Annotated in this window: 12 protein-coding genes; 4 read left to right on the top strand and 8 right to left on the bottom strand. The window is 62.4% G+C overall.

Features of this window, described 5'->3' with window-relative positions; genetic code table 11:
• Positions 1-118 precede the first annotated feature (118 nt).
• From NKI20_RS20000 to NKI20_RS20015, 4 genes are read right to left on the bottom strand one after another with little or no spacing between them, the layout of a single operon-like run.
• On the bottom strand, positions 119-1255 hold the full coding sequence (locus NKI20_RS20000; protein WP_023762244.1) for an ABC transporter permease: 1137 nt from the start codon (positions 1253-1255) through the stop codon (positions 119-121).
• The gene (locus NKI20_RS20005) at positions 1252-2172 is read right to left on the bottom strand and encodes an ABC transporter ATP-binding protein (RefSeq protein WP_352833384.1); all 921 of its coding nucleotides are present in this window, start codon (positions 2170-2172) and stop codon (positions 1252-1254) included. The genes NKI20_RS20000 and NKI20_RS20005 overlap by 4 nt, the downstream gene beginning before the upstream one ends.
• Positions 2169-3122 (bottom strand): HlyD family secretion protein, encoded by a 954-nt coding sequence (locus NKI20_RS20010; protein WP_352833386.1) that lies wholly within the window; start codon positions 3120-3122, stop codon positions 2169-2171. Before NKI20_RS20010 ends, NKI20_RS20005 begins: the two co-directional genes overlap by 4 nt.
• Before the next feature lie 13 nt (positions 3123-3135).
• Positions 3136-3822 (bottom strand): CerR family C-terminal domain-containing protein, encoded by a 687-nt coding sequence (locus NKI20_RS20015; RefSeq protein ID WP_352833389.1) that lies wholly within the window; start codon positions 3820-3822, stop codon positions 3136-3138.
• A gap of 105 nt (positions 3823-3927) precedes the next feature.
• Between NKI20_RS20015 and NKI20_RS20020 the strand changes: the two genes are divergently transcribed.
• Genes NKI20_RS20020 through NKI20_RS20030 form a run of 3 tightly spaced genes read left to right on the top strand, consistent with a single transcriptional unit; the run spans position 3928 to position 6215 of the window.
• The gene (locus NKI20_RS20020) at positions 3928-4401 is read left to right on the top strand and encodes a CYTH domain-containing protein (protein ID WP_352833392.1); all 474 of its coding nucleotides are present in this window, start codon (positions 3928-3930) and stop codon (positions 4399-4401) included.
• Positions 4398-5336, top strand: coding sequence for a CHAD domain-containing protein (locus NKI20_RS20025; RefSeq protein ID WP_352833395.1), 939 nt, complete (start codon positions 4398-4400; stop codon positions 5334-5336). Before NKI20_RS20020 ends, NKI20_RS20025 begins: the two co-directional genes overlap by 4 nt.
• A 51-nt stretch (positions 5337-5387) precedes the next feature.
• On the top strand, positions 5388-6215 hold the full coding sequence (locus NKI20_RS20030; RefSeq protein WP_352605959.1) for a C40 family peptidase: 828 nt from the start codon (positions 5388-5390) through the stop codon (positions 6213-6215).
• A 64-nt stretch (positions 6216-6279) separates the two neighbouring features.
• On the opposite strand, the gene NKI20_RS20035 is transcribed toward NKI20_RS20030, so the two are convergent.
• Positions 6280-7656, bottom strand: coding sequence for an adenylate/guanylate cyclase domain-containing protein (locus NKI20_RS20035; protein ID WP_352833398.1), 1377 nt, complete (start codon positions 7654-7656; stop codon positions 6280-6282).
• Between the two features lie 365 nt (positions 7657-8021).
• Positions 8022-8822 (bottom strand): helix-turn-helix domain-containing protein, encoded by an 801-nt coding sequence (locus tag NKI20_RS20045; RefSeq protein ID WP_031261099.1) that lies wholly within the window; start codon positions 8820-8822, stop codon positions 8022-8024.
• A gap of 112 nt (positions 8823-8934) precedes the next feature.
• Between NKI20_RS20045 and NKI20_RS20050 the strand changes: the two genes are divergently transcribed.
• Positions 8935-9795 carry an SMP-30/gluconolactonase/LRE family protein gene (locus NKI20_RS20050; protein ID WP_352833401.1) on the top strand — a complete coding sequence of 287 codons (861 nt, stop codon included), beginning with the start codon at positions 8935-8937 and terminating at the stop codon, positions 9793-9795.
• 366 nt (positions 9796-10161) lie between these two features.
• Here the strand turns inward: NKI20_RS20050 and NKI20_RS20055 are convergent, their stop codons facing one another.
• Together NKI20_RS20055 and NKI20_RS20060 are read right to left on the bottom strand one after the other, a co-directional pair.
• Positions 10162-11649, bottom strand: a complete 1488-nt coding sequence (locus NKI20_RS20055; RefSeq protein WP_352833404.1) for a lipopolysaccharide biosynthesis protein — start codon at positions 11647-11649, stop codon at positions 10162-10164.
• A 40-nt stretch (positions 11650-11689) separates the two neighbouring features.
• The gene (locus NKI20_RS20060) at positions 11690-12664 is read right to left on the bottom strand and encodes a glycosyltransferase family 2 protein (protein ID WP_352833461.1); all 975 of its coding nucleotides are present in this window, start codon (positions 12662-12664) and stop codon (positions 11690-11692) included.
• Positions 12665-12813 lie beyond the last annotated feature (149 nt).

Below are 12813 nucleotides of genomic sequence, written 5' to 3' on the forward strand. Positions count from 1 at the left end.
GGAGTGCGTAATCTCCCTCCTTGCGGGGGAGATGGCCGGCAGGCCAGAGGGGGGTGCTGTCCCGCCGGCTTCCAAAACCTTCTGCACCGCAAAGGCGCCCTGACGCTCAGGGCGGCGTCTAATCCAGCGTTCGCCTGAACCGCACCAGTGCTACGCCGGCAAACAATGCCACGAACATCACCAGCCAGCCGATCTCCGTTGCGACCGCCGGCAGTTCGGCTTCCTTCAGCATCACCGCGCGGATGATGCGCAGGAAATGCGTCAGCGGCAGTATCTCGCCGAATACCTGCGCCCAGCCCGGCATGCCGCGATAGGGAAACATGAAGCCGGACAGCATGATCGACGGCAGGAAGAAGAAGAAGGTGAGCTGCAGCGCCTGCATCTGCGTACGGGCGATGGTCGAGATCGTATAGCCGAGCAGCACCAGCGCCAGCACGAAGATCAGCACGGCGCTGAGCAGCAGCGATATCGAGCCGGTGAACGGAATGGCGAACAGAAGCTTCGCCGCCGCCAGCACAACCACCACCTGAACGGCGCCGACCGCCAGATAGGGCAGTACCTTGCCCAACATGATCTCGAGCGGGCTCGACGGCATCGCCAGAAGGTTCTCCATCGTGCCACGCTCCGTCTCGCGCGTCAGCGCGATCGAGGTCATCATCACCATCGTCATCTGCAGGATAACGCCAAGCAGGCCGGGCACGATGTTGTATTGCGAGATGCCTTCGGGATTGTAGCGCCGGTGCACCACCACTTGGAGCTGGCCAAGCGCTGCCTCGGCGGCCGCCTCCTGCATGCCGCGCGCCCGAAGCAGAGCCTGGCTGGCGACGGTGCCGAGCGTCGAGATGGCGCCGCTGGCTACGGCCGGATCGGTGGCGTCGGCCTCTATCAGGATCTGCGGGCTGTCGCCGCGCTCGACCCGCCGGGCGAAGTCGGCGGGTATGGTGACGACGAAGGCGACATCGCCGCGCGACATCAGGAATTCCGCATCGGCAGCACTTTGCGAGACGTGGTCGAAACGGTAGTAGCCGGTGGTCTGCAGCGCCGAGACCATGGCCCGCGTGTAGGGGTCGCTGCTCGTCGCCACGAGTGCCGCCGGCAGGCTTTTCGGATCATTGTTGATGGCGTAGCCGAACAGCACCAGTTGCATCAGCGGCACGCCGAGCATCATGGCAAAGGTGATGCGGTCGCGCCGCATCTGGATGAATTCCTTGATCAGCAGGGCGCCAAGCCGGGCCACGGAAAAGACGTTGTTCATGCCATGTTGTCCTTCGAGCCGGACATGAACTGGATGAAGACATCCTCGAGGCTGGTTTCACCAGCCGAAACTTTCACGTCCTTGTGCTCTCTTTCGACATCGGCAAGTGCCGCCTCAAGCTTCTTCTTGTCGGAGCCGACGACATGCAGTGTCGCGCCGAACGGCGCCACCTGGTCGACACCCGGGCGGCCTTCTAGCGCTTCGGCCACCTGGTCGAGCCGCGGACCCTGCAGGACGAATGTGGTCAGTCCGGCATTCCTGACCACGTCGGCGACGGTGCCGGTGGCCAGCATCTTGCCGTAGGAGATGTAGCTGATGCGGTGGCAGCGCTCGGCCTCGTCCATATAGTGAGTGGAGACCAGCACGGTCAGCCCGCCGGCGGCGAGCCGGTGGATCTCGTCCCAGAACTCGCGCCGGGCTTTCGGATCGACGCCAGCCGTCGGCTCGTCGAGCAGCAGCAACTTCGGCTGGTGCATGATGCAGGCGGCGAGCGCCAGACGCTGCTTCCAGCCGCCGGACAACGTGCCTGCCAGTTGGTTGCGGCGCGTCGCCAGGCCGAGGTCTTCAAGCGTCCTGGCGACATGTTCCTCGACTGGCTTCAGCCTGTAGAGCCGCGCCACGAATTCGAGATTCTCGCCGATCGTCAGGTCCTCGTAGAACGAGAATTTCTGCGTCATGTAGCCGACTTCGCGCTTGATGCGCAGGCTGTCGGTGCGGATGTTGAAGCCCAGCACCGTGCCTTCGCCTTCGTCAGGCGTCAGCAGGCCGCACATGATGCGGATGGTGGTGGTCTTGCCCGAACCATTAGGCCCGAGAAAGCCGACGATCTCGCCTTCGGCGACTGTCATCGTGACATGGTCGACGACGGTCTTGCCGCTAAAACGCTTGACCAGCCCACGGACGTCGATTGCGTTCATTTTGCGCCATCCGCCAGGTCGACATCGACGATCTGGCCCGGCTGCAGCAGGCCGGCATCGCCCTCCGGCCGCGCCTCGACGAGGTAGACCAGCTTCTGCCGGTTCTCCAAGGAGTAGATCACCGGCGGGGTGAATTCGGGATCGGGCGAGACGTAGCTGACGCGTGCCTTTACATCCGGGCCGCAGCCGTCGCAACGGACGCTGAGCAAGGTACCGACCTTGATCGAGGCGAAGGCGCTCTCCGGGATGTAGACGCTGAGCTTCACCGCGCCGTCGGGCAGGATAGAAATGACTGGCGCGGTCGGACCGGCTGTGTCGCCGGGATTGCGGATGACATCGTTGACACGGCCTGGCGAAGGCGCTGCCAGCACCCGCTTCGACAGTCGCCACTCAGCCTGCTCCAAGGTCGCCTGCGCCTGCTTGACCTGGTTGTCGGCGGCCTTGATCGTCTCCGGCCGTGCCGGCAGGCCGCCGACAGCGAGATTGGCACTGGCCTGGCCGACCTGCGCATTGGCCGTCTCCAGCGTCGCCGACGCGGTGTCGAAATCGGCCTGCGTGCCGGCGCCGCGCTTGAACAGATCGGCGGCGCGGTCGTATTTGCGCTTGGCATCAGCGGCCTGGGCGCTGGCCATGTCGAGCTGAGCCTTGAGCACCGCGATCTCTTCCGGCCGCTTGCCGATCTGCAGGTCGGCCAGTTGCGCCTGCGCCTGGGCAAGCCCGGCCTTTGCCTGTGCCACCGCTATCTTCATATCGGCACTTTCCAGCGTCACCACGATCGTGCCGGGCACCACTCGGTCGCCGCGTTTCACAGTGACCGTCTCGACCTGCGCCACCTCGATCGGCGCCAGCAGCACATAGTCACCCTCGACATAGCCGACGGCCAGCGGGGGAGCCGGGGCACAGGCACCGAAAAGCTGCGCGGCGAGCGGCAGCGAACACAGAAAGCTCATGGTCTTTGCCCCTTCATCCTTGCCTCTTCCGGGCAGCCAGTATGGCCTTGAGATTGCCCGATGTGACCGCCACCACCTTGGCGGCCTCGGCGGCGCCGATGTCGTTCCAGCCCATGCGGCGCATCACCGCCTCGCGGCCGATGCGGAAATAGATGACCTGGCCGATCAGCGTGAACACGGTGAGTCTCGTGGCCTCGCTTTCGGCCGGCTCGCCGGTCGCCTGTTCCCAGAGCTGGCACATCCGGCGGTGCGTCGGCTCGAAGACGCCATCATAGATGCGGTCGAGGGCTGCCGTCGGATGCGAAAGCTCGCGCAGCACGAACTGCACGATCTCGCCGGCCTGCGGACTGGCCACGACAAAGCCGACCATCCGCTCAAGCGCAGCGAAGAGTTGGGCCTGCGCCGCCTCCGCTCCGCCCGGCATGGGCGCCTGCGCATTGCCGAGTGCCTGGCCGGCGACCGTCTGGATGGTTTCGACAATGAAGTCGGCGGCAGCAGTACGAAGGCCCTCCTTGCCGCCGAAATGGTAGGCGATCGAACCGATATTGGCTTGCGCCTCGGCCGCGATCTCGCGCGTCGAAGTGCCGTCAAAACCCCGCCGCCCGAACAGTTTAAGCGCCGCCTTGACCAGGGCCGCGCGCGTCGTCTCGGCAGGAGATGCTTCGCGGCGCAGGATTTTGGCATCGGGTTGCTTGGTCATGACGACGCACTTTAATCAATCGATTGATTAAAGTCAAACTGCGAACGCCAGTTGTGTACGTCATTGTCTTGCCATGGGCGGCGGCAACCGCTTTAGTGCGCGGCCATGAGCAAGGAAGTCGAACGAAAATTCCTGGTCTCCAGCACCGCATGGCTAGAACTGGCCGAGGCGGAGATCCGCATCCTGCAGTTCTATCTCGCTGCCGGCCCCGGGCGTACGGTGCGCGTGCGCATCAGCGATGGCACTTCCGCCAAGCTGACGCTCAAATTCGGCAGCGAGGCGCGCGAGCGCGACGAGTTCGAATATTCGATCCCGCTGTCGGAGGCGATGGAGATGCTGGATTTCGCCATCGGACGTGTCATCGAGAAGACACGTCACCATGTTAGGCATCGCGGCCATCTCTACGAAGTCGATGTCTTTGGCGGTCCGCTTGCGGGACTTGTGATCGCCGAACTCGAGACACCGGAGGACGTGCCGGACGAAATGCTGCCTGACTGGCTCGGCCGTGAAGTCACCGGTGAGCAGGAATTCTACAACGCGTCGCTCGCCCTCGGGGGGATACCGGAGATCGCCGCATGAGCTTTCGCATCGATCCGCGCCTGCCGCTGACCGGCGAGGTCAGGCGTATCCTTGCCGAGGAAATCGGCAGGGCGCTGCATCACCTTGACGCCGCGCGGAGCCGGCCGGAACAGGCACTGCACAAATGTCGCAAGCGGTTGAAGAGCGCGCGTGCCTTGTTGCGTCTCGTCCGTTCCGGTGACGAAACATTCTGCGAGACTGAAAACCAATGCTATCGCAACGTCGCCGGCCTGCTTGCCGGTCCACGCGAGGCGACTGCGCTGATCGAGACCATCGACCGGCTGGCGGCAAGCTTTCCCAAGGAGAGCGCCGACGATGGGCTGGGTGCGGTGCACGACAGCCTGATCGCGCGTCAGCATGAATTGCACGAAGGCAGCGGGCTCGAAGCGGCGATTGGAGCGGCGACCGCCGCTTGCGAGGACGGCCTCAAGCGGATCGAAAGCCTTGTCTTGCCCGATCAGCCGGAACAGGCCGCGGACGTGCTCGCCGAAGGCGCCCGCATCACCTTGCGCCGTGCCAAGAAGGCGCTGGACAAGGCCGGATCGCGCGGCGAAGCCAATGACTTCCACGATCTGCGCAAGGCGGCCAAGACTCACAGCATGCATCTGTCGCTGCTCGGCAGGCTGTGGCCGGCCCCGATCAAGGCCCGGCGCAAGGCGGTCGACGAACTGGGCGAGCGGCTGGGCGACCTGCATGACGTGCTGGTGATGCGCGCCCTGCTCGAAGCCGATGAGCGTCCGCTCGGACCGCCCGAAGACACGAAGCTTCTGGGCAAGCTTTTGAAGCGGTCGGAGAAGCAACTGAAGAAGAGCTGTCTGGCCGAAGCGGCCGGCCTGTTCGGCGACAGCCCCAAACGTTCGACGCGCAAACTGGCGCGCAAGGCGCGCGACGATCTGGCTCCGCCGCCGGAAGACGCGAGCGCTGCGGCTGGCTGACCGACATGCGGCTGGCGCCCAGCTGTCTGCCTATGCTAATCGCCATAGGACATGACCGAGCCCGTCGACACGCTTCTGGATCGACTTGGCCGCTGGCTTGCCGGCCGGCTGCAGGAAGAATCTTCCGGCTACGAACCCTATACGCCGTCCGATGCCGACACGCTGCGCCGCACGCTTGAGCCCGGCGACATCCTGCTGATCGAGGGCAACCAGAAGATCTCGGCGGCGATCAAGTACCTGACCCAGTCGACCTGGTCGCATGCGGCCTTCTATGTCGGCGACGCGCTGGCCGAACCGGAAGACGGAACGGAGCGGCGGCGGCTGATCGAGGTCACGCTCGGCGAAGGCTGCGTCGCCGTGCCGTTGTCGCGCTACCGCACCTACAACACCCGCATCTGCCGGGCGAGCGGACTGGCGCCGGAGGATCGCGACAGGGTCGTCGCCTTCATGGTCAGCAAGCTCGGCCTGAAATACGACCTCAAGAACATTTTCGACATGCTGCGGTTCTTCTTCCCGACGCCGCCGGTGCCGGTGCGCTGGCGCCGCCGCATGCTGGCCTTCGGCTCCGGCGACCCGACGCGGGCGATCTGCTCGACGCTGATCGCCGAGGCCTATGGCCAGATCCGCTATCCGATCCTGCCCGAGATCACCCGTGCGCCCGGCCGCGCTTCGGCGCAGTCGAATTATTCGCGCAAGGAAATCCTGCACATCCGCCACCACTCGCTCTACACACCGCGCGATTTCGACCTGTCGCCCTATTTCCGCATCGTCAAACCGACGCTGGAATATGGTTTCGACTACCGGCAGATGGTCTGGGACGACAAGGCAAGCACAGACGCCGCAGCCGCAAAGGCTGGCGAAATCGCCTCAGACACGTGACGGCCCCTATGGCGCGGCCTACCGCTATCCAGCCGAGGTGCAGGCGTTTCACATGGCGGCCTTATCACGCCGAAACCGCAATAGCACCCTGGTTTTCGGCTCCGTGTTCGACCCAGACATGGACCGGTTCGTCCCGGCCGCGGATGCTCACCGGTCCATGATCGCGCGCATTCAACTGTGTCGTGGGCGATTCCGCCTTCGCGGCCTCAATCAGTCGTGACCCAAAGCAAATATTCGCCTGAAGCTCACGGCAGAGCGACTGCAAACGGCTGGCGACGTTGACGGTGTCGCCCACCACCGCGAAGGACAGATTGCGCTCGCTGCCGACCGCGCCGATGACCACTGCGCCATATTGTGCACCGATCCGAACGTCCAGCGGCGGGTATCCCCTGGACACCCGCTGTACATTCCAGTCTTCGAGAGCGGCGACCATCGCTTCAGCACACTGGATGGCCCGAGTCGCGTCGTCATGGCTGGCCTGCGGAACCCCGAATGTCGCCATGATGCAATCGCCGATATAGTTGTCGACGGTGCCATGGTGGTCGAAAACGACCTGTTCCATGCGACGGTGGAACTGACGCAGAAGTTCGAACACTGCTTCGGCAGGATGATCCTCGGAATAGTGCGTGAAGCCGACGATGTCGGCGAACAGCACCGCGATATCCTGCCGGCGGACCGGGCCGAAGGGCTCGTCATCGGTGGCGAGCTGGTCGACGACATTGGGCGAAAAATGCCGGGCGAGATTGGCGCGGGCGCGCTCTGCCTTGACATAGTCTTCCGACAGATGTCGGGAACGATAGACGACCAGCGCCATGATCGCGCCGATAATCAGCACAACCAACACGTTGGTCGCCTGCGCAAATGTATCGACGAAATTGGGGTTGAGATAGAGGTTCAGTCGCTCCGTCATCGGCAGCGAATAGAGGTTCGTCGCCGGAATGACGGTTCCCGGATGAGAAATCACCCATCCCACCCCGATCGCCCATGTCAAGGCCGCGAGCGCGCCGAGATAGAGCGCCAATCGTGTCGAAAGGGTCAGCGCGCCAAGGCATACGAAAATCAGCAGGAATTTGAAGCTGCCCTCGCGCAGTTGCATCGCGGCCGGCGCGACCTCCAGGGAAAACGGGTTAGGCGTTACCAGCAGAACGGTCAACAGAATGATGTCCAGCGTACCGACGAGGTAACCGATCCACCATCGCGCCGTGCGACGGCGCGCAAAGAGAAACTGGATCAGGCCGACGAGCTGGAACAGCACGAGGCCCGCCAGCACGAAGAGCAGCGAAGCATCCCAGCGGCTGATCAATGAAAAGAAGCAGGAGATCACCGCGAGCGATGCCGTACGGGCCCAGAACTGCAATGCAGCACCCTGGCGTTCTGCGCGCGCCCGCAAATTTTTCAGGCGCGAATAGCGGCGAAGTTCAAGTGTTGGCGCGGTCGGCATAGGATCACTTCGATTTCACGGGGAGGTGTCACGCATTCGGCAAACCCGCCCTCTACAGTCTGGCAAATCAGTGCGCGAACTCTATCATGAATGTGATTTCATTTTTGAACCGCGGCTGCAAAGAGCAAAAATGTCCGGACAAAAGATCTTCGTGAAAACCGAAGCACGACAGGCGGAGGCTTCGGTTTTCACGAAGATCACCAAAAAACCGCAGCGCCCGGCGTCATTCTCTACATGGATGCGTTCGGCCCGCGGCCGGCGCTGGGCGGCATGGCGGAACGCCTGGCTGCAGAGGGCTATACCGTGTTGGTGCCGGATCTGTTCTATCCCAACGCGCCCTATCCTGCTCGGGATGATTGGCCGTGTCAGGCCGGTAACGGGCGGCGTCCCTTTGCGGGAGCGGCGGGCCGATCGAACGCGCCGGCGTCGCGCGGATGCGGTCCGATTGGCATGATCGCGGGAAATGGCGTTGCACCAAAGGCAAACGTCCATTTGTAGCCGACCAGCCCGTCCTCCGGCGTCGTATGCTGATCGTGATGGGCCAGCAATCTGGCGCGATCGGCCAGATCCTCGGCCTCGCGCCGCACCATCTCCGCCGTCTCCGGACGCATTCGCCTGCTAAAGCTCACGAAGCTCGCTTCGTTATCGATATGGGTGATGGCCCAGCCGATGAAGTTCTTGTTGGTCATTTCGAACAGCGGCCGCAGCGGCCCTTCGAAATTCCACTGGATCGGCGTCTCGACCAGCAATCTCGCCGAAAGACCCCGGCCGAGCGCGATCAGGCCGAGTTCCTCCAGGTCGCGCAGGTAGAGAAACATCGAGGCTTCGCTCAGACCTTGCGAGCGCATGATGCCCTCGGGCGTGAACTTTTCGGACAGCATGACGAAGATGAACAGCAGTGCCGGCCGGCCGGCGAGCCTACGCTCGATCTCCGGCGCGATGTGGTTGACGGGCCCTGGCCCCCTGTTCATCGAGCCGAGCACGTTCTCGAGTTCGACGCCTGCAGCAGCGCAGATCTCCATCAGCCGGTCGAGCTTGCAGTTGCGCTCGTGGAAGATGCGCTTCACCGTCGGCTCGGAAACACCCATGCGTTCGGCGAGCTCGCGATAGGTGACACCCTTCGCCTTCAGTGTCCGCTTCAACGCGTCGAAGATCAGGCCGTTCATGGAATGCACCTCTTGCCTGCAGTTTCGTATCGACTTTCGATACTAGTGGTAATCGGCCTTTCCGGAAAGTATCGAAAATCATAGGTTTCCGTTGTCATCACAGGAGACAGCCATGAACAGCCTCATCCCCACAGCGTTTCTCGCAATCGTCGGTATCGCGGCGGCGCCCGCCGCCGAGGCCGGCGAACTCTGGCGCGCCACCGGTCTCGAACAGCCGGAATCGGCCCTGTTCGATGCCGCCAACAACCGCATCATCGTCTCCAACATCGTTGGCAATCCCGATGAGGCCGACGGCAACGGTTATCTCAGCGTGCTGTCCTTGGACGGCAAAACCGTCACCCAACACTGGACCGACGGCATGGACGCACCCAAGGGCATGACAATATCGGGCGGCAAGCTCTATGTCGCCGACATCACCAAGGTCCGCGTCGTCGATCTCGCCAGCGGCAAACTCGTCGCCAGCGTCGCGGTGCCGAACGCCGTCTTCCTGAACGACATGACATCGGACCGATCAGGCATAGTCTATGTCACCGACATGCTGGCCGACACAATCTACCGCATCGACGGCGACCGGCCGGAACTGTTCGTCAAGGACGCGGCGCTGGCTTCGCCCAACGGCGTCTTCGCCGACGGTAGCAGGCTGATCGTCGCCTCCTGGGGCAAGGGCATCAAGCCCGATTTCAGCACGGCGGAGCCGGGCGGACTGCTGTCGGTCGACATCGCCAGCAAGATGGTTTCGCCCTTGCCGGGCGCTCAAGAATTCGCCGACCTCGATGGCGTCGTCGCTATTCGTGACACCATCTACGCCACCGCCTACATGACCGGCACGCTCTACCGCTATCGTCCCAGCGGCACACCGGAAGCGGTGGCGCATTTCAAGCCCGGCAGCGCCGACATCGGCACCGACGGCGAGTCGATCCTCTATGTGCCGTTGATGAACGAGGGCGAGGTGGCGGCGCTAAAGCTCGACTGAGAGCCAGATCGGCGCCTCAGGGCCGATCTCCGAGACCTTCGCCAACAGCCGTGAGATGGTCGACATTGCCAAGCAGATGTTTGATGTCGCCTTTGGGTTCGTTCAACGACCCCATCTTAGCCGCAACGACGTTGCCCGCGGGTATCCGAAAGCAGAGATTCTACTGCGGCACCGCTTTGCGGCGCAAAGGTCCCATTTGTATTGTAAATGACGGCCCCCTTTTTGGGTTCCGGAGATGGTCGTTCGGGGCACCAGGGCGCTGGCTCCGCCAGGGCGAACAGACGCCGCGCAACGTGCTCGGCCGCGCCAAGGCCTCGCCGCACCTAGGCATACAGTCATCCCGGCGAACATCGGCAAATGCCTCCGTCACGGAACCGAGCCACCATGGGCGAATTTCCGGTAAAAGCGGCCCCCCATCACGCTTGCCTCAAAGGCCAGCTCGATGATCCCTTTGCGGCTTGAGCTGAACACCATGACGACGCCGAGGAAAATGGCGTAGGACGCGACGAGAGAGATCAACAGCGTCACGAAAGTGCCTGGCAGCGATGTCTTCAGGCTGTATTCCAGGCCGCCGGTTATTATCGCCGAGACACAATACGGCCACAGGGTCTCCAGCAGCTGCCTGAAGTCGAGTGGGCCACGCCTTGTCGCCCCCCACCACAGGATCGGGCCCTGGATAGTGCCCACGCCGATGTAGAAGGCGGCGACCCCGCTTATTCCCCACGGCAATCCGCACAAGAAAGAGGCGACAAACAGGGTGGAGCTCAGGGCGCCCCAGTTTCGCATTTCCCTGGTCCGGTCCTGGCTGATGAAAAGCCAGCCGGTGCTGCTGCTGATCGGCGCGAAGATGGCGCCAAAGGCAAGAATGGAAAATACCTGCGAAACCTCCGACCATCGCGGCCCCAGCAACGTGACGATGAGCAGCTGGCTGTTGACGATGGCGAATATCACCGCCGGGTAGGTGGCGAGAATTATCAGTTCCAGCATTCGGAAATAGAAACGGCGGTATGTTTCCGGCTCGTTCAGGGTTCTCGCAAGCGAAGGAAGCGCGACTTTCGCTATTGGCGTGGTGATCTGGCTGAGCGGCAGCAAGAGCAGCTTGTATGCCCGGTCATAGATGCCGAGAGGCATCTCGCCGAGGAAGCGGCCGATCAATATGTTGTCAAAATTCCTGGCGAAAAAGTTCAGGAAATTGAAGGACGTTATGTTGGCGCCAAAATTCAACAGATGGAAGTTCTGCGTTTGCAGAGCAGGCCTGCTCGGAACCCATCCGGCAAAGCACCAGGCCAGCAAAAGTGTGGTCAGCGATACCGCTATCTGGCTGTAGACGAGGGCCCAGTAGCCGGAGCCGTTCCAGGCAAAGAGCAGGCCTGTCACGGACCCGACCAGAAAGCTGAACAACTCGACCAGGGCTATTTTCGAGAAGAGAAGCTGTCGATTGAGCAAGGCCATATGCTGGGCGCAGAGACCGCCAATCACAAAGGTCGCGCTAAGGCCCGTCACGATGGGCACGACCCGGGGCTCTCTGAAAAAAGCACCTGCTGCCGGGGCAAGCGCTATCACCGCCAGGCAGATTGCCGCGCTCAGCCCGACATTGACCCAGAAGACGAAGCTGAGCTGCTCCTGGTTGATTTCATCCCTTTGGACCGTGGCTTGGGTCAGGCCGAAATCCGAAAACAGCGCCGCGAACGCGAACAATGGCGCCGCCATCGCCACGATGCCGAAATCCTCGGGCAGAAGAAGCCGGGCAATGAGGATCTGGTAGCAGAATTGCATCAGAAACTTCAGCGCCTGCGACCCGAAGTTGATGGCCGCCCCATTCACCGAGGCGACCTTGAGTTCGGCCCGTGACATCCGGCTTTCAGAAAATGCAAATCGCTTGACCTGGGCCATTTCAACCAGCTTGAACAGTCGTGATTTTGTTTTTGGCCTTCCGCAGGATCGACGCGGCGATCCGCCAATCCATCATCCCGGCGGTCGCAAGCGGCAACAACCTCCTCTCGGCGATCAGTGCCTGGGTCTTGTACTCGGCCGACAGGCGCTTCATGGCGCGAATGCGCTCCTTGAGGAGGGAAACAAGTCTCGAATTGCCTGACAGCCGTCGATCGAGCAAAAGCGATTGCGACTGATCCACCTGGCCGTCGTAGTTCACCTTCGTCCTGCTCCAGCCGGCGCCTCGATGGGTGTACAAGTAGCCCCGAAAGTCGCTGGCCACGTACTTTGCGCCTTCGAGCAGCGCATCCGTCACAAAAAGAAAGTCCTCGCCGTGACGAGAATTGGAGGGGTAGCGCAGTGATCGATCCGCCAGGAAATTTCGCCTGAAGACCGGTTTGAGCAGACCCCAGTCCGTGTCGACGCCAAAGGGCCTCGCATGCGCCAGGAACGTCTCGATGTCGATCAGCGTCGTATCTTTGGTGAACGCGATGGTCGCGGGACTGGAGGCGTCGCTTGCCGGATCGTAGTACGAGAACTTGTCGGTGACGATATCGGCGTCTTGTGCTGCGGCAATTTCGACAAGCCGCTCCACCCGCCCCGGCGCGTATGCATCATCGGCATCCAGGATTGCGATCCAGTCGCCGCTGGCAGCCTCCAGGCCGGCATTGCGGGCGGCTGAAGGTCCGCCATTCCTGGGCAGGTGAACGACTTTGACGCGGCCGTCCTGCCGCGACATTGCGCCGGCAACCTCCAGGGTTGCGTCGGTCGAGCAATCATCGACGACTATGATCTCGATAACTGCATCCCCCTGCGCCCTTGCGGAATTCACGGCGCGTTCGAGAAACGGAACCGCGTTGTAGGCGGCGATCAAGACCGAAACAGTAGGGCGTGCAAAGGGCGGTTTCTGGGCAGGGATACGAAAATTAGCGTTCATCGGAAACCTCCGGGGAAACGAACCCGGTGGATCCCGCCAATTCCCGGGTTCTTGAGAAAGCCGCACCTCCCTATCAGCCGTCGCTGAGATCAGGATTAGGCCGCGATGAAGCGAAACTGAAATTGAAGCCGAAGCCTCACACTGTGCCG

This window comes from Mesorhizobium sp. M0830 (genome assembly GCF_040319965.1).
Classification (GTDB): Bacteria; Pseudomonadota; Alphaproteobacteria; order Rhizobiales; family Rhizobiaceae; genus Mesorhizobium.

Bases quoted from the DNA above. Each gene is read 5' to 3' on its own strand.
- NKI20_RS20000 (WP_023762244.1), bottom strand. From the start codon at position 1,255: ATGAACAACGTCTTTTCCGTGGCCCGGCTTGGCGCCCTGCTGATCAAG.
- NKI20_RS20005 (WP_352833384.1), bottom strand. From the start codon at position 2,172: ATGAACGCAATCGACGTCCGTGGGCTGGTCAAGCGTTTTAGCGGCAAG.
- NKI20_RS20010 (WP_352833386.1), bottom strand. From the start codon at position 3,122: ATGAGCTTTCTGTGTTCGCTGCCGCTCGCCGCGCAGCTTTTCGGTGCC.
- NKI20_RS20015 (WP_352833389.1), bottom strand. From the start codon at position 3,822: ATGACCAAGCAACCCGATGCCAAAATCCTGCGCCGCGAAGCATCTCCT.
- NKI20_RS20020 (WP_352833392.1), top strand. From the start codon at position 3,928: ATGAGCAAGGAAGTCGAACGAAAATTCCTGGTCTCCAGCACCGCATGG.
- NKI20_RS20025 (WP_352833395.1), top strand. From the start codon at position 4,398: ATGAGCTTTCGCATCGATCCGCGCCTGCCGCTGACCGGCGAGGTCAGG.
- NKI20_RS20030 (WP_352605959.1), top strand. From the start codon at position 5,388: ATGACCGAGCCCGTCGACACGCTTCTGGATCGACTTGGCCGCTGGCTT.
- NKI20_RS20035 (WP_352833398.1), bottom strand. From the start codon at position 7,656: ATGCCGACCGCGCCAACACTTGAACTTCGCCGCTATTCGCGCCTGAAA.
- NKI20_RS20045 (WP_031261099.1), bottom strand. From the start codon at position 8,822: ATGAACGGCCTGATCTTCGACGCGTTGAAGCGGACACTGAAGGCGAAG.
- NKI20_RS20050 (WP_352833401.1), top strand. From the start codon at position 8,935: ATGAACAGCCTCATCCCCACAGCGTTTCTCGCAATCGTCGGTATCGCG.
- NKI20_RS20055 (WP_352833404.1), bottom strand. From the start codon at position 11,649: ATGTCACGGGCCGAACTCAAGGTCGCCTCGGTGAATGGGGCGGCCATC.
- NKI20_RS20060 (WP_352833461.1), bottom strand. From the start codon at position 12,664: ATGAACGCTAATTTTCGTATCCCTGCCCAGAAACCGCCCTTTGCACGC.